At 58.3% G+C, this 23,755-nt stretch carries 25 protein-coding genes and 1 other annotated feature; of the genes, 23 read left to right on the top strand and 2 right to left on the bottom strand.

Translation table 11 applies throughout. The features are described from left to right. Positions 1–5: 5 nt before the first annotated feature. Positions 6–695, bottom strand: coding sequence for a MarC family NAAT transporter (locus tag SSARUM_RS10305; RefSeq protein WP_033646318.1), 690 nt, complete (start codon positions 693–695; stop codon positions 6–8). Between the two features lie 384 nt (positions 696–1,079). Between SSARUM_RS10305 and SSARUM_RS10310 the strand changes: the two genes are divergently transcribed. From SSARUM_RS10310 to ihfA, 10 genes are all read left to right on the top strand, one after another. Then, a complete protein-coding gene (locus tag SSARUM_RS10310) occupies positions 1,080–2,129 on the top strand; it encodes an AAA family ATPase (RefSeq protein ID WP_060418478.1) in 1,050 nt (349 codons plus the stop codon). A gap of 239 nt (positions 2,130–2,368) precedes the next feature. Further along, a complete protein-coding gene (locus SSARUM_RS10315; protein ID WP_033646316.1) occupies positions 2,369–2,992 on the top strand; it encodes a hypothetical protein in 624 nt (207 codons plus the stop codon). A 215-nt stretch (positions 2,993–3,207) separates the two neighbouring features. Continuing rightward, a complete protein-coding gene (gene thrS, locus SSARUM_RS10320) occupies positions 3,208–5,136 on the top strand; it encodes a threonine--tRNA ligase (RefSeq protein ID WP_025159696.1) in 1,929 nt (642 codons plus the stop codon). 3 nt (positions 5,137–5,139) lie between these two features. Next, complete coding sequence (infC, locus tag SSARUM_RS10325; RefSeq protein WP_048233542.1) at positions 5,140–5,691, top strand: translation initiation factor IF-3; 552 nt, start codon at positions 5,140–5,142, stop codon at positions 5,689–5,691. A gap of 98 nt (positions 5,692–5,789) precedes the next feature. Continuing rightward, a complete protein-coding gene (rpmI, locus tag SSARUM_RS10330; protein WP_004931418.1) occupies positions 5,790–5,987 on the top strand; it encodes a 50S ribosomal protein L35 in 198 nt (65 codons plus the stop codon). Positions 5,988–6,030: 43 nt separating this feature from the next. Next, positions 6,031–6,387 (top strand): 50S ribosomal protein L20, encoded by a 357-nt coding sequence (gene rplT, locus SSARUM_RS10335; protein ID WP_004931417.1) that lies wholly within the window; start codon positions 6,031–6,033, stop codon positions 6,385–6,387. 116 nt (positions 6,388–6,503) lie between these two features. Beyond that, positions 6,504–6,626 (top strand) — a sequence feature (Phe leader region). Continuing rightward, positions 6,508–6,552 (top strand): pheST operon leader peptide PheM, encoded by a 45-nt coding sequence (gene pheM / locus SSARUM_RS10340; RefSeq protein ID WP_121626058.1) that lies wholly within the window; start codon positions 6,508–6,510, stop codon positions 6,550–6,552. (Overlaps the previous feature by 45 nt.) 172 nt (positions 6,627–6,798) lie before the next feature. After that, complete coding sequence (gene pheS / locus SSARUM_RS10345) at positions 6,799–7,782, top strand: phenylalanine--tRNA ligase subunit alpha (RefSeq protein WP_004931416.1); 984 nt, start codon at positions 6,799–6,801, stop codon at positions 7,780–7,782. 14 nt (positions 7,783–7,796) lie between these two features. Continuing rightward, positions 7,797–10,184: a phenylalanine--tRNA ligase subunit beta gene (pheT, locus tag SSARUM_RS10350; protein WP_060418479.1), complete on the top strand. Its 2,388-nt coding sequence runs from the start codon at positions 7,797–7,799 to the stop codon at positions 10,182–10,184. 4 nt (positions 10,185–10,188) lie between these two features. After that, positions 10,189–10,485 (top strand): integration host factor subunit alpha, encoded by a 297-nt coding sequence (ihfA, locus tag SSARUM_RS10355; protein WP_004931414.1) that lies wholly within the window; start codon positions 10,189–10,191, stop codon positions 10,483–10,485. A 185-nt stretch (positions 10,486–10,670) separates the two neighbouring features. On the opposite strand, the gene SSARUM_RS10360 is transcribed toward ihfA, so the two are convergent. Then, a complete protein-coding gene (locus tag SSARUM_RS10360; RefSeq protein ID WP_033653919.1) occupies positions 10,671–10,802 on the bottom strand; it encodes a hypothetical protein in 132 nt (43 codons plus the stop codon). Between the two features lie 232 nt (positions 10,803–11,034). On the opposite strand from SSARUM_RS10360, the gene SSARUM_RS10365 reads away from it, so the two are divergent. The 13 genes from SSARUM_RS10365 to SSARUM_RS10425 all read left to right on the top strand — a co-directional run bounded on the left by SSARUM_RS10365 (position 11,035) and on the right by SSARUM_RS10425 (position 23,503). After that, the gene (locus tag SSARUM_RS10365) at positions 11,035–11,451 is read left to right on the top strand and encodes a DUF2502 domain-containing protein (protein ID WP_060429959.1); all 417 of its coding nucleotides are present in this window, start codon (positions 11,035–11,037) and stop codon (positions 11,449–11,451) included. Between the two features lie 178 nt (positions 11,452–11,629). Beyond that, positions 11,630–12,637 (top strand): vitamin B12 ABC transporter permease BtuC, encoded by a 1,008-nt coding sequence (btuC, locus tag SSARUM_RS10370; protein WP_033653920.1) that lies wholly within the window; start codon positions 11,630–11,632, stop codon positions 12,635–12,637. A gap of 45 nt (positions 12,638–12,682) precedes the next feature. Further along, positions 12,683–13,234: a glutathione peroxidase gene (locus tag SSARUM_RS10375; protein WP_033646314.1), complete on the top strand. Its 552-nt coding sequence runs from the start codon at positions 12,683–12,685 to the stop codon at positions 13,232–13,234. Between the two features lie 5 nt (positions 13,235–13,239). Continuing rightward, the gene (btuD, locus tag SSARUM_RS10380; RefSeq protein ID WP_043147376.1) at positions 13,240–13,995 is read left to right on the top strand and encodes a vitamin B12 ABC transporter ATP-binding protein BtuD; all 756 of its coding nucleotides are present in this window, start codon (positions 13,240–13,242) and stop codon (positions 13,993–13,995) included. 397 nt (positions 13,996–14,392) lie between these two features. After that, entirely contained in the window at positions 14,393–15,547 is a 1,155-nt protein-coding gene (gene arnB, locus SSARUM_RS10385) for a UDP-4-amino-4-deoxy-L-arabinose aminotransferase (RefSeq protein WP_033646312.1), read from the top strand. Continuing rightward, a complete protein-coding gene (gene arnC, locus SSARUM_RS10390; RefSeq protein WP_194243198.1) occupies positions 15,504–16,514 on the top strand; it encodes an undecaprenyl-phosphate 4-deoxy-4-formamido-L-arabinose transferase in 1,011 nt (336 codons plus the stop codon). The genes arnB and arnC overlap by 44 nt, the downstream gene beginning before the upstream one ends. Beyond that, entirely contained in the window at positions 16,514–18,496 is a 1,983-nt protein-coding gene (arnA, locus tag SSARUM_RS10395; protein ID WP_033647431.1) for a bifunctional UDP-4-amino-4-deoxy-L-arabinose formyltransferase/UDP-glucuronic acid oxidase ArnA, read from the top strand. Before arnC ends, arnA begins: the two co-directional genes overlap by 1 nt. After that, positions 18,493–19,398, top strand: a complete 906-nt coding sequence (arnD, locus tag SSARUM_RS10400) for a 4-deoxy-4-formamido-L-arabinose-phosphoundecaprenol deformylase (protein WP_033646311.1) — start codon at positions 18,493–18,495, stop codon at positions 19,396–19,398. Before arnA ends, arnD begins: the two co-directional genes overlap by 4 nt. Continuing rightward, positions 19,395–21,059, top strand: a complete 1,665-nt coding sequence (gene arnT / locus SSARUM_RS10405; protein WP_033653922.1) for a lipid IV(A) 4-amino-4-deoxy-L-arabinosyltransferase — start codon at positions 19,395–19,397, stop codon at positions 21,057–21,059. The genes arnD and arnT overlap by 4 nt, the downstream gene beginning before the upstream one ends. Further along, positions 21,056–21,400 (top strand): 4-amino-4-deoxy-L-arabinose-phosphoundecaprenol flippase subunit ArnE, encoded by a 345-nt coding sequence (gene arnE / locus SSARUM_RS10410; protein WP_033653923.1) that lies wholly within the window; start codon positions 21,056–21,058, stop codon positions 21,398–21,400. The genes arnT and arnE overlap by 4 nt, the downstream gene beginning before the upstream one ends. Further along, positions 21,397–21,789, top strand: a complete 393-nt coding sequence (gene arnF, locus SSARUM_RS10415; RefSeq protein ID WP_060418482.1) for a 4-amino-4-deoxy-L-arabinose-phosphoundecaprenol flippase subunit ArnF — start codon at positions 21,397–21,399, stop codon at positions 21,787–21,789. Before arnE ends, arnF begins: the two co-directional genes overlap by 4 nt. Before the next feature lie 176 nt (positions 21,790–21,965). After that, complete coding sequence (locus SSARUM_RS10420) at positions 21,966–22,430, top strand: NlpC/P60 family protein (RefSeq protein ID WP_016927954.1); 465 nt, start codon at positions 21,966–21,968, stop codon at positions 22,428–22,430. Positions 22,431–22,489: 59 nt separating this feature from the next. Further along, positions 22,490–23,503, top strand: a complete 1,014-nt coding sequence (locus SSARUM_RS10425) for a lipoate--protein ligase A (protein ID WP_033638762.1) — start codon at positions 22,490–22,492, stop codon at positions 23,501–23,503. Positions 23,504–23,755: the final 252 nt, after the last annotated feature.

Below are 23,755 nucleotides of genomic sequence, written 5' to 3' on the forward strand. Positions count from 1 at the left end.
GATCTTTAAGCGGCGGCCGGCGTATAGGTGGAGATGATCTCCAGCACGCCGTTGATGATGAACTGCACGCCCATGCACACCAGCAGGAAGCCCATCAGGCGCGAGATCGCCTCGATGCCGCTTTTCCCCACCAAGCGCATGATGGCGCCGGAACTGAGCAGGCAGCCCCACAGGATCACCGCGACCGTCAGGAAGATGGCGACCGGCGCCACCGTCAGCACCCAGGGTTCAAAACCCAGCGTGTTATCTTTGACGCTCGAGGCTGAGCTGATGATCATCGCGATGGTGCCCGGCCCGGCGGTGCTCGGCATGGCGAGCGGCACGAAGGCGATGTTGGCCGAGGTCTTATGGCGCAGCTCGTGTGACTTGCTCTCCACCTCCGGCGCCTCATCGGCGCTTTGTTGCGGGAACAACATGCGGAAACCGATGAAGGCGACGATCAGGCCGCCGGCGATGCGCAGGCCGGGGATCGAAATGCCGAAGGTGTTCATCACCACCTGGCCGGCGTAAAACGCCACCGTCATGATGCAGAACACATAAACCGAGGCCATCAGCGACTGCTGATTACGCTCTTCGCGCGTCATATTGCCGGACAACCCGAGCAGCAACGCCACCGTGGTCAGCGGGTTGGCCAGCGGCAACAGCAGCACCAAACCCAGTCCGATGGCCTGGAATAACTGCAAAATACCCGTCATAAAAGAGACTCCCTGTGCAACGTTCAAGCCGCCACGCGGCGGCCCATGAGCTGAACAGCCTAGCCTGCCGTGCGCCTGGCGGCAATGGGGACAGCTCGTAACGTTCATTAACCGTCGGCCGGCGTTTTATCACTGCCGTTGCACTCGCCGGTGAGCTCCGATCCATCCTCGCACCCCAGTGGCGCTTCATTGACCGCAATCGCCCGCGGCACCGAACGCTAGCCAAAATGCACCCGCCCATACAACGTCGCTAATACTGGGTACATATTATTAATTATTTTTAACTGTTTTTACCGTTTAACCGCTTAAGAGATTAAACACTTCTATACTGGTAAGGCTTTGTGGCATTTCTTCATAATCGAAAAGCTTAAAAGGAGTTTTACTATGGAAGTGGCAAAAGAATGGGTAGCGGCGAAAAAAATCTCCTGGGGCAGCGTCATCGGTGGTGTGATCACCGTGTTGGCTGTTTCACTGTTGCTGTCGACGTTGGGCACCAGTTTGGGATTTTCCATCGTGGATCCGACATCAGACGATCCGATCAATGGAGCCGGTACCACCGTAGTGATTTGGTCCGCTGTTTCAATCATCATTAGCTTGGCTGCCGGCGCTTTTATTGCCGGACGTTTGGCTGCTAATGACGGCCTTATTCATGGCTTCCTGGTATGGGCTACGTCACTGATTGTGGCGGCGGTATTGGGTGGAATGCTGGTCGGGTCTGCAGTGAAGGCCACCGGTAATGCGCTGGGTGCTATCGCTTCGACCTCTGGCAGTTTGCTTTCCGGCGCCGGTTCCGCGATTGGCAAAGGGGCAACCGGGTTGGCAGACGTGGGCGGTAAGGTGTTTGACAAGTTGGGTATCGACACCACGTTGGAACCTGAACAGCTGCATGGTGATGTGGTTACGGCGCTCAAAAAAAGTGGTATTCCGTCATTGCAGCCTGAATTCATGCAGCAACAGTTGAATGCGGCCAAGACTGATTTGGCAGACGCAGTAAAAGCCCTGGCACTTCAGCCTGACAATAGCGATGCGATTATTAAGCAACTGGTCGACAAGCTTAAAAAACATGGTGAGGCCATCTCGCAAGATGTGGATCAAGACACACTGAAAAAAGCTCTGGTTGAAAATACCAATATGACGCCGCAGGAAGTGGACCAGACGGTGAAGAATTTGGTCGACGCCAAAAATAAAACTGCGCAGCTGGTTAATCAGCGCTTGGATGAAGCCGAAGCAAAAATCAATCTGGCAAAACAGGAGTATGCTGAGCTGAAACAGAAGGCGCGCGAACAGGCTGCCGCGGCTGCGGACGAATTGTCTCGGGCTGCCCTGTGGTCATTCTTTGCGTTGTTGATTGGCGCAGTGGTCAGTGCATTGGCAGGCTTGTGGGGCGTTAACACCAATGCCCGACGTGTAACCGTATCATCTCCGCAGGCGTAATCTCCAGGCTCGTTTGCGCGTCTCGATGATATAGGGATGAGAGCCTGAAATACCGACGACGATGAAATGACAGCCAGGAAAGACTGGCGCCTACCCCGGCCATGTGCCGGGGTTTTTATTGTTTGCGGCGTGATTAATGACCACCTTAATCGCTGTGTAGGGTATTAGGCATCAATTGCCACGATCCCTGGGGACAGGTGGATAACATAGATGCGCTGTAAATAATAATGAGTGTGATTATGAAACAAGAACTGCATATTTTGCTGGGGAAAGCCGTTACCTTTCTGCTCTACTGCGCTTTTTTGGCGGCCTTGGTCGGCCTGGTATTTATCGACGTACACTGGCTGCATAATTTCGTGCATGAAACCTCGCTGACCGAAGCGGCGCAGGAGCTGTTGCTGCTCGCCATCTCCGGCGGTTTCTTCGCCGCGGCCCGGCGGCAGGCTGAACGCCGCTCCGCCTGGATGCTGGTCGGCGGTTTCTTTCTCTGCATGCTGATCCGCGAGATGGATTTCGCCTTCGATGCGCTGTGGCACGGCGCCTGGGTGTGGTTCGCGCTGGCGGTCGCCTTGGCCTGCCTGGTGCATGCAGCGCGGCACATCGCGGCGACGGTGCGCGGCCTGGCCTATTTCGTGACGCATCCCGCCTACGGCATGATGTGCGCCGGCCTGCTGTGCATTTTGGTGTTTTCACGCCTGTTCGGCATGAGCGCGCTGTGGCAAACGCTGATGCTGGACGGCTACAACCGGGTGGTGAAAAACATGGTGGAAGAGGGTTGCGAACTGCTGGGCTACGGCCTGTGCCTGCTGGCCACCCTCAGCTACATGAAAACGGTTTTTGCGCCGGCTGACGCGAAAGCGTGAGGGCGGCGCTTTATTTATCCGGAACAATTTTAGTGATACTATTCGCTTAGCCGAATGTGGCTGAGAAGGTATGCGTTCCATTCTGTATACCCAGTGAGGTTTCAATCTGGCAATTGTGGGCGAGATCTGAAACTTGGCTGACCAAACCCAAAATCCAATTTTCGTACTGCATGTGATCTGTCGTGTGGGTCACCACTGTAGATAAGGAATTATTAATGCCTGTTATTACCCTTCCTGACGGTAGTCAGCGTCATTTCGATCACCCCGTTTCCCCGATGGATGTCGCGCGCGATATCGGCCCTGGCCTGGCGAAAGCCTGTATCGCCGGCCGCGTCAACGGCGAGCTGGTCGACGCCGGCGATCTGATCGAATCGGATGCGCAGCTGGCCATCATCACCATCAAAGATGAGGACGGCCTGGAAATCATGCGCCACTCCTGTGCTCACCTGCTGGGTCATGCGATCAAGCAGCTGTGGCCGGATACCAAAATGGCGATCGGTCCGGTGATCGACAACGGTTTCTATTATGACGTGGATATCGACCGCACCCTGACGCAGGAAGACCTGGATCTGCTGGAAAAGCGGATGCACGAGTTGGCCGATAAGGATTACGACGTCATCAAGAAGAAGGTCAGCTGGCAAGAAGCCCGCGACACCTTCGCTGAGCGCGGCGAAATCTACAAAGTGGCGATCCTGGATGAGAACATCAGCCATGACGATCGTCCTGGCCTGTACCACCACGAAGAATACGTCGACATGTGCCGTGGCCCGCACGTGCCGAACATGCGTTTCTGCCACCATTTCAAGCTGCAGAAAACCTCCGGCGCTTACTGGCGCGGCGACAGCAAAAACAAAATGCTGCAGCGTATCTACGGCACCGCCTGGGCAGACAAGAAGCAGTTGAACGCCTACCTGCAACGCCTGGAAGAAGCGGCCAAGCGCGATCACCGCAAGATCGGCAAACAGCTCGACCTGTATCACATGCAGGAAGAAGCGCCGGGCATGGTGTTCTGGCACAACGACGGTTGGACCATCTTCCGCGAGCTGGAAGCCTTCGTGCGCATGAAGCTCAAAGAGTACCAGTACCAGGAAGTGAAAGGTCCGTTCATGATGGACCGCGTGCTGTGGGAAAAAACCGGCCACTGGGAAAACTACAAAGACGCCATGTTCACCACCGCGTCGGAAAACCGCGAATATTGCATCAAGCCGATGAACTGCCCGGGCCACGTGCAGATCTTCAACCAGGGCCTGAAGTCGTACCGCGATTTGCCGCTGCGCATGGGCGAGTTCGGCAGCTGCCACCGCAATGAGCCATCGGGTTCCCTGCACGGCCTGATGCGCGTGCGCGGCTTCACGCAGGATGACGCCCACATCTTCTGTACCGAAGAGCAGGTGCGCGCCGAAGTGAACGAATGCATCCGCATGGTGTATGACGTGTACGGCACTTTCGGCTTCGACAAGATCGCCGTCAAGCTGTCCACTCGCCCGGAAAAACGCATCGGCACCGACGACATGTGGACCCGTGCGGAAGAAGACCTGGCCGCCGCGCTGACCGAGAACGGCATTCCGTTTGAATATCAGCCGGGTGAGGGCGCCTTCTACGGACCGAAAATTGAATTTACCCTGCATGATTGTTTGGATCGCGCATGGCAATGTGGTACCGTGCAGCTCGATTTCTTCTTGCCGGGCCGTTTGGGCGCTTCGTATGTTGGCGAAAACAACGATCGCGTCGTGCCGGTAATGATTCACCGCGCCATTTTGGGCTCCATGGAACGTTTCATCGGTATCCTGACCGAAGAATACGCCGGGTTCTACCCGACCTGGATCGCTCCGGTGCAGGTGGTGGTGATGAATATCACCGACAGCCAGTCTGATTACGTCCAGCAATTGACCAAAAAACTGCAGGATGCAGGCATTCGCGTGAAAGCGGACTTGAGAAATGAGAAGATTGGCTTTAAAATTCGCGAACATACTTTACGTCGAGTCCCTTACATGTTGGTGTGCGGCGACAAAGAGGTCGAAGCAGGCAAAGTTGCCGTTCGTACCCGCCGTGGCAAAGACCTGGGAAGCCTGGACGTAAACGAAGTCGTAGACAAGCTGCTGAAAGAGATTCGCAGCCGTAGTCTTCATCAACTGGAGGAATAAAGTATTAAAGGCGGAAAACGAGTTCAACCGGCGCGTCCTAATCGCATTAACAGAGAAATTCGCGCGCAAGAAGTTCGCCTAACCGGCGTCGATGGCGAGCAGATTGGTATTGTCAGTCTGAATGAAGCTCTTGAAAAAGCTGAGGAAGCGGGCGTTGATTTAGTAGAAATCAGCCCAAATGCCGAACCGCCAGTTTGCCGAATCATGGATTACGGCAAATTCCTCTACGAGAAGAGCAAGTCGACGAAAGAACAGAAGAAGAAGCAAAAAGTTATTCAGGTCAAGGAAATCAAATTCCGTCCTGGCACCGATGATGGCGACTATCAGGTCAAACTACGCAACCTGATTCGCTTTCTGGAAGATGGCGATAAAGCCAAAATCACCCTGCGTTTCCGCGGGCGTGAGATGGCGCACCAGCAGATCGGTATGGAAGTGCTTAACCGCGTCCGTAAAGACCTGTGTGAAGATATGGATCTGGCAGTGGTCGAATCCTTCCCTACGAAGATCGAAGGCCGCCAGATGATTATGGTGCTCGCTCCTAAGAAGAAACAGTAAGGCTTACAAGTAATGGAACCCGCGCGGCGCTTGCGCTGTGTGGGTTTTATTCGCCCAACTGATTCGTTGTTTAACAATGCGAAGTGGATTTAATTAAAATGCCAAAGATTAAAACTGTACGTGGTGCAGCCAAGCGCTTCAAAAAAACCGGCAGCGGTGGTTTTAAGCGTAAACATGCCAACCTGCGTCATATTCTGACCAAAAAAGCAACCAAGCGTAAACGTCACCTGCGTCCGAAAGGCATGGTGTCTAAAAACGATCTGGTCCTGGTTACCGCGTGCCTGCCGTACGCATAAGCCATTTTTTTTGAATTTAGAATAAGACTTTAGGAGAGAGCATATGGCTCGCGTAAAACGTGGTGTAATTGCACGCGCACGTCACAAGAAAATTATGAAGCAGGCGAAAGGCTACTACGGTGCCCGTTCGCGCGTATATCGTGTTGCCTTCCAGGCAGTAATCAAAGCAGGCCAGTATGCTTACCGTGACCGTCGTCAACGTAAGCGTCAGTTCCGTCAGCTGTGGATTGCACGTATCAACGCAGCTGCTCGTCAGAACGGTCTGTCTTACAGCAAGTTCATCAACGGCTTGAAAAAAGCGTCGATCGAAATTGACCGTAAGATCCTGGCTGACATCGCAGTCTTCGACAAAGTGGCCTTCGGCGCACTGGTTGAGAAAGCGAAAGCAGCTCTGGCGTAAGTCAGTAGTAGAAGAGGGAGCTTGCTCCCTCTTTTAATCTTTGTTTTCAGCGACAAATATTGACTTTCATTGTCCGCAGCTATATCACTGGTGGGCAATCATCGACAAGGTACCGCAATCATGCACGCAGCTATTTTTCGTTTCTTTTTTTACTTTAGCGCCTGATTTCAGGAGGCTTTGCGCGTAAGAAAAGAAACGAAAAGTAGCGCCTAAGCCTCCCTCGTGGAGGCTTTTTTGTTTTTGGCCATCGTCCCGCCTTGCAACGCGTTGCGGTGAGTATGGCTGGCGTTCAGCTCAGGTGAGCCGCCCGGCCGGCAACGCATTGAAAAGTCTTTGAAGATTGCTCAAAGGCGTGTTCGAATATAGATAACAATTACTTAGGGCCATCCCGGCCAGAGGAAGAGGAAAGCAATGCCACATCTCGCAGAGCTGGTTGCCAATGCCAAGGCAGCCGTAGAAGATGCCCAGGATGTTGCCGCGTTAGATTTGGTGCGCGTCGAATATTTTGGCAAGAAAGGTCATTTCACCTTGCAGATGCAGTCTCTGCGCGACGTCCCGGCGGAAGATCGTCCGGCGGCCGGCGCGGTGATCAACCAGGCCAAGCAGGAGGTGCAAGACGCCCTGAACGCGCGTAAGAACGCGCTGGAAAGCGCTGCGCTGAACGCGCGCCTGGCGGCTGAAACCATCGACGTCTCCCTGCCGGGCCGTCGCATGGAAAACGGCGGTCTGCATCCGGTGACCCGCACCATCGACCGTATCGAAACCTTCTTCGGCGAGCTGGGCTTCTCCGTTGCCACCGGCCCGGAGATTGAAGACGATTACCACAACTTCGACGCGCTGAACATTCCAGGGCATCACCCGGCGCGCGCCGACCACGATACTTTCTGGTTCGACGCCACGCGCCTGCTGCGCACCCAGACTTCCGGCGTGCAGATCCGCACCATGAAGAACCAGCAGCCGCCGATCCGCATCATTGCGCCGGGCCGCGTTTATCGTAACGACTACGATCAGACGCACACCCCGATGTTCCATCAGATGGAAGGGCTGATCGTCGATAAAGACATCAGTTTCACCAATCTGAAGGGCACGCTGCACGATTTCCTGAACAACTTCTTTGAAGAAGACCTGCAGGTTCGTTTCCGTCCGTCCTACTTCCCGTTCACCGAGCCGTCCGCTGAAGTGGACGTGATGGGCAAGAACGGCAAATGGCTGGAAGTGCTGGGCTGCGGCATGGTGCATCCGAACGTGCTGCGCAACGTGGGCATCGATCCGGAAGTTTACTCCGGCTTCGCCTTCGGTATGGGCATGGAGCGCCTGACGATGCTGCGTTACGGCGTCACCGACCTGCGCGCATTCTTCGAAAACGATCTGCGTTTCCTCAAACAGTTTAAGTAAGGCGGGAATATCACATGAAATTCAGTGAACTCTGGTTGCGCGAGTGGGTAAACCCGGCCATCAGCAGCGAAGCATTATCCGATCAAATCACCATGGCCGGCCTGGAAGTGGACGGCGTGGATCCGGTTGCCGGCGCGTTTAACGGCGTCGTCGTGGGCGAGGTGGTCGAGTGCGGTCAACACCCGAACGCCGACAAACTGCGCGTCACCAAGGTTAACGTAGGCGGCGATCGCCTGCTCGACATCGTCTGCGGCGCGCCAAACTGCCGTACCGGCCTGAAAGTGGCGGTCGCCACCGTGGGCGCGGTGCTGCCGGGCGACTTCAAAATCAAGGCCGCCAAGCTGCGCGGCGAGCCTTCGGAAGGCATGCTGTGCTCGTTCTCCGAGCTGGGCATTTCCGACGATCATGACGGCATCATCGAGCTGCCTCTGGATGCGCCGATCGGCACCGACATCCGTGACTACCTGAAACTGAACGACAACACCATCGAGATCAGCGTCACGCCGAACCGCGCCGACTGCCTGGGCATCATCGGCGTCGCGCGCGACGTGGGCGTACTTAACCAGGTTGCGCTGACCGAGCCGGACATGAGCCCGGTGGCCGCCACCATCGACGCCACGCTGCCGATCCGCGTTGACGCGCCGCAGGCGTGCCCACGCTATCTGGGGCGCGTGGTGAAAGGTATCGACGTCAAGGCGCCAAGCCCGCTGTGGATGCGTGAAAAACTGCGTCGTTGCGGCATCCGTTCTATCGATGCCGTGGTAGACGTCACCAACTATGTGCTGCTGGAGCTTGGCCAGCCGATGCACGCTTTCGATCTGAGCCGCATCGACGGCGGCATCGTGGTGCGCATGGCGGAAGAAGGGGAAACCCTGACGCTGCTGGACGGCAACGAAGCCAAACTGAGCGCCGACACCTTAGTGATCGCCGATCATCAAAAAGCGTTGGCGATGGGCGGCATCTTCGGCGGCGAGCATTCCGGCGTCAACGGGGAAACTCAGGACGTGCTGCTGGAGTGCGCCTTCTTCAGCCCGCTGTCGATCACCGGCCGCGCACGCCGTCACGGCCTGCACACCGATGCGTCTCACCGCTATGAGCGCGGCGTCGATCCGGCGTTGCAGTACAAAGCGATGGAGCGCGCCACGCGCCTGCTGCTCGACATCTGCGGCGGCCAGGCCGGCCCGGTTATCGACGTAACCCACGAAAACGAACTGCCGAAGCGCGCCACCATCACGCTGCGCCGCGAGAAGCTGGATCGTCTGATCGGCCATGTGGTGCCGAGCGAGCAGGTCAGCGACATTCTGCGCCGCCTGGGCTGCCAGGTGACCGAGCAGGGCGACAGCTGGCAAGCGGTCGCGCCGAGCTGGCGTTTCGATATGGAAATCGAAGAGGATCTGGTGGAAGAAGTGGCGCGCGTTTACGGCTACGACAACATCCCGGATGTGCCGGTGCGCGCCGATCTGGTGATGACCCAGCATCGCGAAGCCGATCTGACGCTCAAGCGCGTGAAGACCATGCTGGTCGATCACGGCTACCAGGAAGCGATCACCTACAGCTTCGTCGATCCGAAAGTGCAGGCGCTGCTGCACCCGAATGAAGACGCGCTGATCCTGCCGAGCCCGATTTCGGTCGAAATGTCGGCGATGCGCCTGTCGCTGTGGACCGGTTTGCTGTCCGCGGTGGTGTATAACCAGAACCGTCAGCAGACGCGTCTGCGCCTGTTCGAAAGCGGTCTGCGCTTTGTGCCTGATAGTGCGGCAGATCTGGGTATTCGTCAGGACGTCATGCTGGCAGGCGTGATCGCCGGCCATACGCACGATGAGCATTGGGATCTGGCACGCAAGCCCGTCGACTTCTATGATTTAAAAGGGGATCTGGAGTCTGTCCTCGAACTGACCGGTAAATTATCCGAAATTCAGTTCCGGGCGGAAGCCAATCCGGCCCTGCATCCAGGGCAGAGTGCGGCGATTTATTTGCACGGCGAACGCGTAGGTTTCATCGGTGTGATTCACCCGGAACTTGAACGTAAACTGGATCTTAACGGCCGCACCGTGGTGTTTGAACTGGAGTGGAACAAGCTTGCGAGCCGCGCCGTGCCTCAGGCGCGGGAGATTTCGCGCTTCCCGGCAAACCGCCGTGATATCGCCGTTGTGGTGGCTGAAAACGTCCCCGCAGAAGATATTTTGGCCGAGTGTAAGAAAGTTGGCGCAAATCAGGTAGTTGGCGTAAACTTGTTTGACGTGTACCGTGGCAAGGGCGTGGCAGAAGGTGACAAGAGCCTGGCTATCAGTCTGGTATTGCAGGATACCGCTCGTACACTGGAAGAAGAGGAGATAGCCGCTACCGTTGCAAAATGCGTAGAGGCTCTAAAACAGCGATTCCAAGCATCCTTGAGGGATTGAACCTATGGCGCTTACTAAAGCTGAAATGTCAGAACACCTGTTTGAGAAGCTTGGGCTTAGCAAACGGGACGCCAAAGACCTGGTGGAACTGTTCTTTGAAGAGGTCCGTCGGGCCCTTGAGAATGGCGAACAGGTAAAACTGTCGGGTTTTGGCAACTTTGATCTGCGTGACAAGAACCAACGTCCGGGGCGTAACCCGAAGACCGGCGAAGACATTCCGATTACGGCGCGCCGCGTGGTGACCTTCCGTCCGGGGCAGAAGCTGAAAAGCCGGGTAGAAAACGCCAGCCCGAAAGGGTGAGTGACGTGTGATATCAAAAAAGGCCGCTTGCGCGGCCTTTTTCTTTTTGAGGATAAAATTCAGTTTATTCCTAATGGGCAATGTAAGAATTAAAATCCTGCGTTCAAACGCTACGGCGGAAGTTTATTTAAGCTCGATTTCGGAATATTCTTAAATCTTATTTGGTGAGTGGCATTGTTTTCGCTTCAATAACGGCCGTGATAATGGCCAGGGCCATCGCCACGGTGGCCGCCGCCCCAGTGCGGGCCCCAGCAGCAGGCGCTGAGGCTTGCTGTCAGGGCCACAACGGCCAGCAGGCTGCCTATACGTTTAATCATCTTATTCTCCTCCGATGGAAATTCGCTTAATTATAATTGCCACGCCGCTTGAGAGCCGTCAGTTATTCGTTAAGCCTTGTCAGCGGTTATGATAATTAAAGGCGAGGGCAAACAGTGTAGGGATTGTGTAAGGCCGTCGAAAACAATCTGAAAATAGGCATCGGTGAGATAGTGGTTAAATAAACGCGCTGATATAACCACTGCAGCAAGAAAAATAGAGTGAGAAGGCAAAATGAAAAAGATCCTGTTGCTGGTGTGTTTCCCGCTGTTGCTGCCGCTGGCGGCGCAGGCCGATGTCTCTGTCGATATCAATGTGCCGGGCGTTTCTCTGCATCTGGGGGATCAGGACCGTCGCGGCTACTACTGGGATGGTTACGACTGGCGTCCACCGCAGTGGTGGCATGCGCATCAGGGCCGCGGTCTGGGTGAGCGCAATGCGTGCGGCATGTACTGGGACGGCGGCCGCTGGCAGCCATCGCCGCCGCGTGGCTATGATCACCGTGAGCCGGCACGCAGCGGCAATCCGTTCCGCGGCGATCGCGATAATCGCGACCACGAGCGCAATCATGACGATCGCGGTGCCTCCGACCGCCGCGATGACGGCCGCGGCCAGCCTTATCCACCGGGCAACGCCGGCCCGCATCGTTAACCCTGAGTTTATCGGCGGCTGGTTTTGCCATCATCGTTGCGATGACGGGCAAGGCCAGCCGCTGCTTTCCTGCGCCATCATCCACGCAAGGCTTCCCCTTGCGGCGTTAACCCCCTAATATTCGACTCAAACGTCAATTATCCGGCCACGACAGCGGCCGGCAGGGAACCGCCGCGCCATGCCAACCAGCCGTACCTTCACCTTATTGTTGCAACATCAACGCTACCGCGATAAACGCCAGATCGGTCTGTTGGCGCTGTGCGTGGCGGTGGCGTTGCTGTTCAGCCTTTGCGCCGGCGACCAATGGATATGGCCGTCAGAGTGGTTCAGCGATCGGGCGCAACTGTTCGTCTGGCAACTGCGTTTGCCGCGCGCGCTGGCGGTGATGCTGGTCGGTGCCGCCCTGGCGGTGGCGGGCGCGGTAATGCAGGCGCTGTTTGAAAACCCGCTGGCGGAGCCCGGTCTGCTGGGCGTCGCTAACGGCGCCGGCGTAGCGCTGGTGCTGACGGTGTTGTTGGGGCAGGGGTTGTTGCCGGTGGCGCTGATGAGCGCCGCCGCGATAGCCGGTGCGCTGGCGATGACCTTCCTGTTGCTGGGCTTCGCTCGCCGCCGACGTCTGACCAATGCGCGGCTGTTGCTGGTCGGCGTAGCGCTGGGCATCGTGTGCAGCGCGCTGATGACCTGGGCGGTCTATTTCAGCACCAGCCTCGATCTGCGGCAGCTGATGTACTGGATGATGGGCGGTTTCGGCGGGGTCGACTGGCGCCAAAAGTGGCTGGTGCTGGCGCTGCTGCCGGTGCTGCTGTGGTTGTGTGGCCAGGGCAAAGCGCTCAACCTGATGGCGCTGGGCGAGGTACAGGCGCGGCAACTAGGGCTGTCGCTGCATCTGTGGCGTAACCTGCTGGTGCTGGCGATCGGCTGGCTGGTCGGCGTCAGCGTGGCGCTCGCCGGGGTGATTGGCTTCGTTGGGCTGGTGATCCCGCATATCTTGCGGCTTATCGGCCTGACCGACCAACGCTATCTGTTGCCGGCCTGCGCGCTGGCCGGGGCCGGGGTGTTGCTGGTGGCCGATGTGGTTGCCCGCATTGCGCTGCTGGCGGCCGAGCTGCCGATCGGCGTGGTGACCGCCACGCTGGGGGCGCCGCTATTTATCTGGTTACTGACCCGGGCAAAAGGCGTAAGGTAGTTCTCTTCATTCACCTGCCATTAAAAAACCAAAGGATGACAACCGATGAGCAAGCCAATCGACAACCTGCCGTTACAAACCATTGAAAATCAGCCGACCACGCTGGGCGCCTACCAGGGTAAGGTGCTGCTGGTGGTCAACGTAGCCTCGGAATGCGGGCTGACCAAACAGTACGAAGGGCTGGAAGCGCTGTACGAAGCCTACCGCGATCAAGGGCTGGAAGTCCTCGGGTTCCCGTCCAATGAATTCCTGGGCCAGGAGCCGGGCAGCAACGAAGAGATCCTGGCGTTTTGCCGTGGCACCTTCGGCGTGCAATTCCCGATGTTCGCCAAGATTGAGGTGAACGGCGAACGCCGTCATCCGCTGTACCAGGCGCTGATTGCCTCACAGCCGGAGGCTGTCGCACCGCAGGGCAGCGAGTTTCTGACGCGGATGACCAGCAAAGGGCGTGCGCCGAAGCACACCGGCGATATTCTGTGGAACTTCGAGAAATTCCTGATCGCGCGCGACGGCACGGTGATCCAGCGCTTCTCGCCTGACACTACGCCGGAAGATCCGGCGCTGGTGGCGGCGGTGAAACAAGCGCTGGCAGGATAAGACAGATGCTGCAACTCGTTGAGGTTGGGGTGGCGGGGCGCCTGGCGCCTTTTTCGGCACAGATTGACGGCGGGTTGCAGGTTCACCTGATCGGCCCCAATGGCGCAGGGAAGAGCACCCTGTTGGCGCGGGTGGCGGGCATGCTGCCGGGGCTGGGCGAAGTCTGCCTGGACGGACGCGCGTTGGCCGATTATCCGGGGAGCGAGCTGGCGCGCCGACGCGGTTATCTCAGCCAGCAACAGCCGCCGGTGTCGTTGATGCCGGTGTTTCAGTATTTGGCGTTGCACCGGCCTGCCGGCGCGGCGCAAACCGAGGTGGAGCACGCCATTCTCTATCTATGCCAGCGGTTGAAGCTGGTGGATAAGCTGTCACGCACGTTGACGCAGCTTTCCGGTGGCGAATGGCAGCGGGTGCGGCTGGCGGCGGTGTTGCTGCAGGTGTGGCCCAGCGTCAATCCGCACAGCCGGTTGTTGTTGCTGGATGAACCGACCAATAGCCTGGATGTGGCGCAAAAGGTCGCGCTGGATCGCCTGCTGCGCGAATTCTGCCAAAGTGGGCGCAGCGCGCTGGTGTGCGCGCACGATCTGAATCATACCCTGCAGCAGGCCGATCGGGTTTGGTTGCTGCACGCTGGGCAGCTGGTCGCGCAGGGCATCACCCGTGAGGTGATGGCGCCCGACCTGTTGTCGCAGATCTATGAAGTGGATTTTCACCTGCAATGGGTGGGGAACCAGCGTTGGATCATGACGCGCACGGCTTAATTCGTCCCGGCAGCATAAATGTAAACGAAAACTAAACGTAGTGAATATAAATAGCCGGGTAATCATCGGCTATTATTGTTCCACCGCTCATTTTATCGTGGGTTTTATTGAAAAACGTCAATGACGTGCTAGGCTTGATTCGGAAAAAATAAAATAAGTAAATAATTATTAATATATATAATAAATTGATTTTCATAGTAAATTTAAATTAATGATGACGGCGCCTACCTATCAGTTCTCCCACTGATGACACGTCTCGTCTTAAGGTTTAGTTAAGCTTGCGGCCTTACATTGTCAGTTAATCCACGGAAACGATTCTTCTCTGGCGTTTAATATTCGTTAAACGAAAGGGATTTACAGTGTCATCAAAAGCAGCTCGATACGTTTGGGGTTAACTATGGATCAATTTTTGCCTTTCTCTCGTCCGGCCATCGGCGATGAAGAAATCGCCGCGGTAGAGAAAGTATTGCGTTCCGGTTGGATCACCACCGGGCCGCAAAACCAGCAACTGGAAAGCGACTTCTGCTCCACTTTCGGCTGTAAGCACGCCATCGCCGTCAGTTCCGCCACGGCGGGCATGCACATCACGCTGATGGCGCTGGGCATCGGCGCTGGCGACGAAGTCATCACCCCTTCGCAAACCTGGGTCTCCACCCTCAACATGATCGAGCTGCTGGGCGCCACGCCGGTGATGATCGACGTTGACCGTGATACGTTGATGGTCAGCGCCGCCGATGTCGAGGCTGCCATCACCCCGAATACCAAAGCGATTGTTCCGGTGCATTATGCCGGTGCTCCCCTGCAAATGGATGCGCTGCGCGCCGTAGCCGCACGCCATCGCTTGCCGCTGATCGAAGACGCCGCCCACGCGGTCGGCACGCGCTACAACGGCGAATGGGTCGGCGCACGCGGCACGGCGATTTTCTCTTTCCACGCGATTAAAAACGTGACCTGCGCCGAAGGCGGCCTGATCGCCACCGACGACGATGCGCTGGCGGATCGCCTGCGTTGCCTGAAGTTCCACGGTCTGGCCGTCGATGCCTTCGATCGCCAGCAGCTTGGCCGCAAACCGCAGGCCGAAGTGGTGGAGCCGGGTTACAAATACAACCTGTCCGACATTCATGCGGCGATCGCCGTGGTGCAACTGTCGCGCTTTGCTGAGCTGAACGCGCGCCGTAAGGCGCTGGCACAGCGCTACCTGAGCGCGCTGGAAGGCTCGCCGTTCCAACCGTTGGGCGTGCCGGATTATCCGCATGACCACGCCTGGCACCTGTTTATGGTCCGCGTCGATCCCGCGCGTTGCGGCATCGATCGCGACCAACTGATGGAGCGCCTGAAAGAGGTTGGCGTCGGCACCGGGCTGCATTTCCGCGCCGCGCATACTCAGAAATTCTACCGTGAGCGTTATCCGCAGCTTTCTTTGCCGAATACCGAATGGAACTCGGCGCGGCTGTGCACCTTACCGCTATTCCCTGATATGACCGACGCCGACGTGGATCGCGTGGTCAATGCCTTGTCTTCTGTTGTGGAGTCTTTACGTGCCTCGCGTTGAACCGATTAAAAAAGTATCGGTAGTCATCCCGGTATACAACGAGCAGGAAAGCCTGCCGGCGTTGCTGGAGCGGACTACTGCCGCCTGTAAGCAGTTATCTCAACCTTATGAAATCATCCTCGTCGACGATGGCAGCAGCGACAACTCCGCTGACATGCTGACTGCGGCGGCGGAAAAGCCGGATAGCCACGTGATCGCCGTCTTGCTGAACCGCAACTATGGCCAGCACTCGGCCATTATGGCCGGTTTCAATCAGGTGACCGGCGATCTGGTGATTACGCTGGACGCCGATCTGCAGAACCCGCCGGAGGAGATCCCACGGCTGGTCAGCGTGGCGGAAGAGGGCTATGACGTGGTGGGCACCGTGCGCGCCAACCGTCAGGACTCCTGGTTCCGCAAAAGCGCCTCGCGCGTGATCAACATGATGATTCAACGCGCCACCGGCAAGTCGATGGGGGACTACGGCTGCATGCTGCGCGCCTACCGTCGTCATATCGTTGAGGCGATGCTGCACTGCCATGAGCGCAGCACCTTTATCCCGATCCTGGCGAATACCTTCGCCCGCCGCACGACCGAGATCGACGTGCGTCACGCCGAACGCGAGTTTGGCGACTCCAAGTACAGCCTGATGAAGCTGATCAACCTGATGTATGACTTGATCACCTGCCTGACCACCACGCCGCTGCGTTTGCTCAGCGTGGTCGGCAGCATCGTGGCGCTGTCCGGGTTTGTGCTGGCGCTGGTGCTGATAGCGCTGCGTCTGCTGCTCGGCCCTGAATGGGCCGCCGGCGGCGTGTTCACCCTTTTCGCCGTCCTGTTCACCTTTATCGGCGCCCAGTTTGTCGGCATGGGGCTACTGGGTGAATACATCGGCCGCATCTATACCGACGTGCGCGCGCGTCCTCGCTATTTTGTTCAGAAAGTGGTCGGTGCACAGCAGGGCCACAATACTCAGGAAGAAGAATGATGAAAGCTATTGTATTTGCTTACCATGATATTGGCTGCGCCGGTCTGAAAGCGCTGACTGAGGCGGGTTATGACGTGCAGGCCGTGTTCACGCACACCGACGACCCTGGCGAGAACAACTTCTTCTCCTCCGTGGCCCGTTTGGGCGCCGAATTGGATCTGCCGGTCTATGCGCCAGAGGACGTAAACCACCCGCTGTGGGTTGACCGCATTCGCGCACTGCAGCCGGACGTGATCTTCTCGTTCTATTACCGCCACATGCTGAGCGACGAGATCCTGTCGCTGGCACCGCAGGGCGGTTTCAATCTGCACGGTTCGCTGCTGCCACGTTACCGTGGCCGTGCGCCGGTGAACTGGGCGCTGGTGAACGGCGAAACCGAAACCGGCGCCACGCTGCACAAGATGGTGAAACGCCCGGACGCCGGGGACATCGTCGGGCAGCAAAAAGTGGCCATCGCCGACGGCGATACCGCGCTGACGCTGCACAAAAAAGTGCTGGAAGCCGCGCAGATCGTGTTGAAAGAGCAACTGCCGAAGCTGAAGAACGGCACCGCCACCTTCACCAGGCAGGATGAGTCCCAGGCCAGCTACTTCGGCCGCCGCAGCGCGGCGGACGGCGAGATCCTGTGGCACAAATCCGCCAAAGAGATCAACAACCTGGTGCGCGCCGTCACCGAGCCGTACCCGGGGGCGTTCAGCTACCTCGGCCAGCGCCAGCTGATCGTCTGGCGCTCTCGCGTGCTGGATACCCAACACGATAAGCAGCCGGGCACCGTGCTGAGCACCTCGCCGCTGGTCATCGCCTGTGGCGAAGGCGCGCTGGAGATCGTCGCCGGTCAAAACGACAGCGGTCTGTACGTGCAGGGCAGCCGCCTGGCGCAGGAAATGGGCATCGTCACCGACGTGCGTCTGGCCGCCAAGCCGAACGCCGCGATGAAACGCCGCACCCGCGTACTGATCCTCGGGGTCAACGGCTTCATCGGCAACCACCTGACCGAGCGCCTGCTGCGCGACGATCGCTACGACATCTATGGTCTGGATATCGGCTCTGACGCCATCAGCCGCTTCCTCGACAACCCGCGCTTCCACTTCGTGGAAGGCGACATCAGCATCCACTCCGAGTGGATCGAGTATCACATCAAGAAATGCGACGTGGTGCTACCGCTGGTGGCGATCGCGACGCCGATCGAATACACCCGTAACCCGCTGCGCGTGTTCGAGCTGGACTTCGAAGAGAACCTGAAGATTGTTCGCGACTGCGTGAAATACAACAAGCGCATCATCTTCCCGTCCACTTCCGAAGTGTACGGCATGTGCGACGACAAAGAGTTCGACGAAGACCATTCGCGCCTGATCGTGGGGCCGATCAACAAGCAGCGCTGGATCTATTCGGTCTCCAAACAGCTGCTGGATCGGGTGATCTGGGCTTACGGCGCCAAAGAAGGCCTGAAGTTCACGCTGTTCCGTCCGTTCAACTGGATGGGGCCGCGCCTGGATAACCTGGACGCGGCGCGTATCGGCTCTTCCCGCGCCATCACCCAGCTGATCCTCAACCTGGTGGAAGGTTCGCCGATCAAACTGATGGACGGCGGCGCGCAGAAACGTTGCTTCACCGACATCAACGACGGCATCGAAGCGCTGTTCCGCATCATCGAGAACCGCGACGGCCTGTGTGACGGCCAGATCGTCAACATCGGCAACCCGACCAACGAAGCGAGCATTCGCGAGCTGGCGGAAATGCTGCTGGAAAGCTTCAACAACCACCCGTTGCGCGACCGCTTCCCGCCGTTTGCCGGCTTCAAGGACGTGGAGAGCAGCAGCTACTACGGTAAAGGTTACCAGGACGTCGAGCACCGCACGCCGAGCATCAAAAATGCTCACCGCCTGCTGGGCTGGCAGCCGACCATCGAGATGAAGCAAACCATCGCCGATACGCTGGACTACTTCCTGCGCACTACCGTTCAGGAAGGGAACGGTGCATGAAGAAAGTCGGTCTGCGGGTTGATGTAGATACCTTCAGCGGCACCCGTGAAGGGGTGCCGCAGTTGCTGGATCTGTTCGAAAAGTACGACATTCAGGCCAGCTTCTTCTTCAGCGTGGGACCGGACAACATGGGGCGCCATCTTTGGCGCCTTTTGCGTCCGAAATTTTTGTGGAAAATGCTGCGTTCGAACGCCGCCTCGCTGTACGGTCTGGACATTCTGCTGGCCGGCACCGCCTGGCCGGGGCGCAACATTTCACGCGCGCTGGGGCCGCTGATGAAGCGCACCGCCGAAGCCGGCCATGAGGTCGGGCTGCACGCCTGGGATCACCAGGGGTGGCAGGCCAGGGTCGGCAAGTGGAGCGAGGCGCAGCTGACCGAACAGGTACAGCTGGGCGTCGACGCCCTGAGCGCCAGCACCGGCCAGCCGGTGAAATGCTCCGCCGTGGCGGGTTGGCGCGCCGATACGCGCGTGCTGGAGGTCAAACAACGCTTCGGCTTCCATTACAACAGCGATTGCCGCGGCACCCATCCGTTCCGTCCGGTGCTGAGCGACGGGCGCCACGGTACGGTGCAGATCCCGGTGACGCTGCCGACCTTCGATGAAGTGATTGGCAGCGAAGTCAGCATGGCCGACTTCAACGACTATATTCTGCGCGCCATCGAGAACGATCGCGGCGTGCCGGTGTACACCATTCACACCGAAGTGGAAGGCATGTCGCAGGCGGCGATGTTCGAACAGTTATTGCAACGCGCACAGCGGCAGGGCATCGAATTCTGTCCGCTGAGCGCGCTGTTACCGCAAGATTTGGCGTCACTGCCGTTGGGCCGCATCAAGCGCGCTCCTTTCCCCGGCCGCGAAGGTTGGCTGGGCTGTCAAACCGATGTGAAGGACGTTACATGAAGGCGCTAAAAGGATCCTGGGCCATTGTGCTGGCCGTTTTTTTTGCTCTGGTTTACCTGATCCCGCTTAACGGCCGCCTGCTGTGGCAGCCGGATGAGACGCGTTATGCCGAGATCAGCCGTGAAATGCTGCAGCGCGGCGATTGGGTCGTGCCGCACCTGCTGGGGTTGCGCTATTTCGAAAAGCCGGTGGCGGGTTACTGGTTCAATAACATCAGCCAGTGGCTGTTTGGCGAAAACAACTTTGCGGTGCGTTTCGGCTCGGTGTTCAGCACCGGCATGACCGCGCTGCTGGTGTTCGCGCTGGCGATGCTGATGTGGCGCAATGCGCGCCGCGCCAGCCTGGCGGCGCTGATGTTCCTGTCGATGGTGCTGGTGTTCAGCATCGGCACCTACAGCGTGCTGGATCCGATGATCTCGCTGTGGCTGGCGGCGGCGATGGTCAGTTATTACCTGACGCTGAAAGCCACCTCGGTCAAAGGCAAGCTGGGCGCTTACGCGTTGCTGGGCCTGGCCTGCGGCATGGGCTTTATGACCAAGGGCTTCCTGGCGCTGGCGGTGCCGGTGATCGCGGTGATCCCGATCGTCATTCAGCAACGCCGCATCAAGGATCTGCTGTGCTATGGCCCGGTGGCGATCGTGACCGCTACGCTGCTCAGCCTGCCGTGGGCGCTGGCGATCGCGCAACGCGAACCCGATTTCTGGAATTACTTCTTCTGGGTCGAGCATATTCAGCGTTTCGCCGAAGATAACGCCCAGCACAAGGCGCCGTTCTGGTATTACCTGCCGGTCCTGCTGGCGGCGGTGCTGCCGTGGCTGGCGCTGCTGCCTGGCGCGCTGCTCAAGGGTTGGCGCGAGCGCGTACAGCGTCCGGAGCTGTTCTTCCTGCTGAGCTGGGCGCTGATGCCGCTGATCTTCTTCAGCATCGCCAAAGGCAAGCTGCCGACCTACATTCTGCCGTGCATGGCTCCGCTGGCGCTGCTGATGACCGCCTATGCGGAAGACTACGCCGCCACGCTGCGCGCCAGGCTGTTCAAGGCCAACGCCTGGCTGAACGGCCTGTTCGGCCTGATCGGCATCGTGGCGCTGGTGGTGTTGAGCTCCGGTCTGCTGCCGAAGGCACATCTGTTTACTCCGCAGGAGTGGCCGAAACTGGTGCTCGGCCTGATCGCCTTCGGCGGCTGGCTGCTGTTCGCGCTGGTTTCCGTACGCGACAACGGCCGCCAATGGCGCTGGGCGGCGGCTTGCCCGGTGCTGCTGTGCCTGGTGATCGGTTACGCCATCCCGCAACAGGTGACCGATTCCAAACTGCCGCAAAACTTTGCCCGCGCCACGATGGCCGAACTGAGCGACAGCCGCTATGTGTTGAGCGACAGCGTCGGGCTGGCGGCCGGCCTGGCCTGGGAGCTGAAGCGCAGCGACGTGCTGATGTACAGCCAGAAAGGCGAGGTGGCCTATGGTCTGGAGTACCCGGATGCCAAGGGGCACCTGATCAGCGATGCCGACTTCCCGCAGTGGCTGGCGCAGGCGCGCAAGCAGGGGAACGTGTCGCTGGTGCTGCAGCTGTCCCGTGGCGAAGCGCTGCCGCAGGAACTGCCCGCCGCAGACAAGGTGGATCGCATGAACCGCCTGGTGCTGATGTGGTATAAACAGCAACCATGATGGGTTTTCTGTTGGTGATTGTGGTCAGCCTGCTCACCTGTGGTGGGCAGCTGTGCCAGAAACAGGCGGCGCACTGTTGGGAACGGGCGGACGAGGCGCGGCTGAAGCTGACACTGCGCTGGTTGGCGCTGGCGGTGCTGCTGCTGGGGCTGGGCATGGCGGTGTGGCTCAATGTGCTGCAACGCCTGCCGCTCAGCCTGGCTTACCCGATGCTCAGCCTGAACTTTGTGATGGTGACGCTGGCGGCGCGCTGGCTGTTTCATGAGCCGACGACCGCCCGCCACTGGTGCGGCGTAGCGTCGATTATGTTGGGGATCCTGCTGATGAGCGTGCATTCATGAGGGGCTATGCCTGGGGCGCCGCCAGCGTGTTGCTGGTGACGTTGGCGCAGTTGCTGATGAAGTGGGGCATGGTGCAAATCCCGCTGATGTCGTTCGCCGACGTCTCGTTGGCGCTGATCGGCGGCTACTGGCTGCCGCTGTTGGCGGTGGGCGGCGGCATCTGCGGTTATGCGCTGTCGATGCTGTGTTGGTTCTTTGCGCTGCGCCACCTGCCGTTAAACCGCGCTTATCCTCTGTTGAGCGTCAGTTATGCGCTGGTCTATCTGGCGGCGGTGATCCTGCCGTGGTTCAACGAGTCCGCTACGCTGCTGAAAACGCTGGGCACGCTGTTTATTCTGTTCGGCGTCTGGCTGATTAACAGCAAGTCCGAGACAAAATCGCAGGAATAGGGCCAAAACCGGCGATCCTGTCATTATCTCCCTTATGGCGCTTGCCTTTTTCCCCGTGCGGGAGATAAATTAACGCCAAATAGCGCTCTCCTTACGTGGTGCCGGCTTTGCCTCGCAGGCGGTGTGGTGGTGTACCGGATGGCATAATGCGGCAACGTGTTCAATGAAGGGATATTATGCGGATGCGTGTGTGGTTTTTATTAGCCAGTTTGATCCTCGCCGGGTGCAGCAGCCATGCGCCGCCGCCCAGCGGCCGCCTGGCGGACTCTATCGTGGTGGTGGCCCAGCTCAATGAGCAGCTGCGCCAGTGGTACGGCACGCCATACCGTTACGGCGGCCTGGATCGGGGCGGGGTAGATTGTTCCGGCTTTGTTTACCGCACGTTCCGCGATCGTTTTGACATGCAACTGCCGCGTTCGACCGAAGAACAGACCTCGCTGGGCACCAAGGTCTCACGCGATGAGCTGATGCCGGGCGATCTGGTGTTTTTCAAAACCGGCGGCGGTGAGAACGGCCTGCACGTCGGCATTTACGATACCAACGACCAATTTATCCACGCGTCGACCAGCCGCGGGGTGATCCGCTCCTCGCTCGATAACGTCTACTGGAAGCGGGTGTACTGGCAGGCGCGACGCATTTAGCCTTAACCCATTGATTTGGTGTATCATGGCGGCATCTCATGTTTTGGACGGTGCCTGCCATGAACAGCCTGCGTTTACTGATCTCCGACTCCTACGATCCCTGGTTCAACCTGGCGGTGGAAGAGTGCATCTTCCGCGAAATGACCACGCAAAAAATTCTCTTCCTGTGGCGCAATGCCGAAACGGTGGTGATTGGCCAGTCGCAGAACCCCTGGAAAGAGTGCAACACCCGGCGCATGGAGCAGGACGGCATTCGGCTGGCGCGGCGCAGCAGCGGCGGCGGGGCGGTATTTCACGACCTGGGCAACACCTGTTTCACCTTTATGGCCGGCAAGCCGGGCTACGACAAGAGCGTCTCGACCGACATCATTCTGCAAGCGCTGCGGCAGCTGGGCGTCGCGGCTGGCGCGTCGGGGCGCAACGATCTGGTGATGGAAACCGCCGATGGGCCGCGTAAAATATCCGGCTCGGCCTATCGAGAAACCCAGGATCGCGGTTTCCATCACGGCACGCTGCTGCTGAACGCCGACCTGGAACGGCTGGCGAACTACCTCAATCCGGATCCCAAAAAGCTGCAGGCCAAGGGCATCACCTCGGTGCGTTCACGCGTCGCCAATTTGGCGGAGTTTTTGCCGGGTATCAGCCATGAGCAGGTATGCGACGCCATCGTGCAGGCTTTCTTCGCCCACTATGGCGAAACGGCCGAGCCGGAGATCATTTCGCCGGACGTGTTCCCCGATCTGCCCGATTTTGCCGCGCAGTTCGCCAAACAAAGCAGCTGGGAATGGAATTTCGGCAAGGCGCCGGCGTTCAGCCACTTGCTTAACGAGCGCTTTGTCTGGGGCGGCGTAGACCTGTTCTTCGATGTGGAGAAGGGGGCTATCGTTCGCGCGCAGGCGTTCACCGACAGCCTTAATCCCGCCCCGCTGCAGCGGCTGGCGGATATGCTGGTGGGCTGCCCGTATCGAAGCGAGCCCGTTGCCGCCTGCTGTGATCGACTGATGGCGGACTATCCTCAGCAGGCGGCCGAATTAGCCGAACTGCGACAATGGCTGAGTGAAACGATCCGTTAGCGGAGGCCTGGTGATGAAGGGATGAGCGTGCTCATCCCTTTTTTTATCGCTGAAATCGACGTTTTGCACGGCGGTAGCGCAGATTTTCTGAAAATCAAGGTGGGCATTTTTTTGCGTTTTCAATGCCGAGAATAACGGGCGGAATTGATGCGTTATTAAATTTAATCAGTCATCGTTAACGACAGGAAAAATCGGCGTTAAGGCGGGAAGATTATTTTACTTTATTTAAGATTTTTCTTAAATAAAACAAAG

Source organism: Serratia sarumanii, assembly GCF_029962605.1.
GTDB lineage: Bacteria > Pseudomonadota > Gammaproteobacteria > Enterobacterales > Enterobacteriaceae > Serratia > Serratia sarumanii.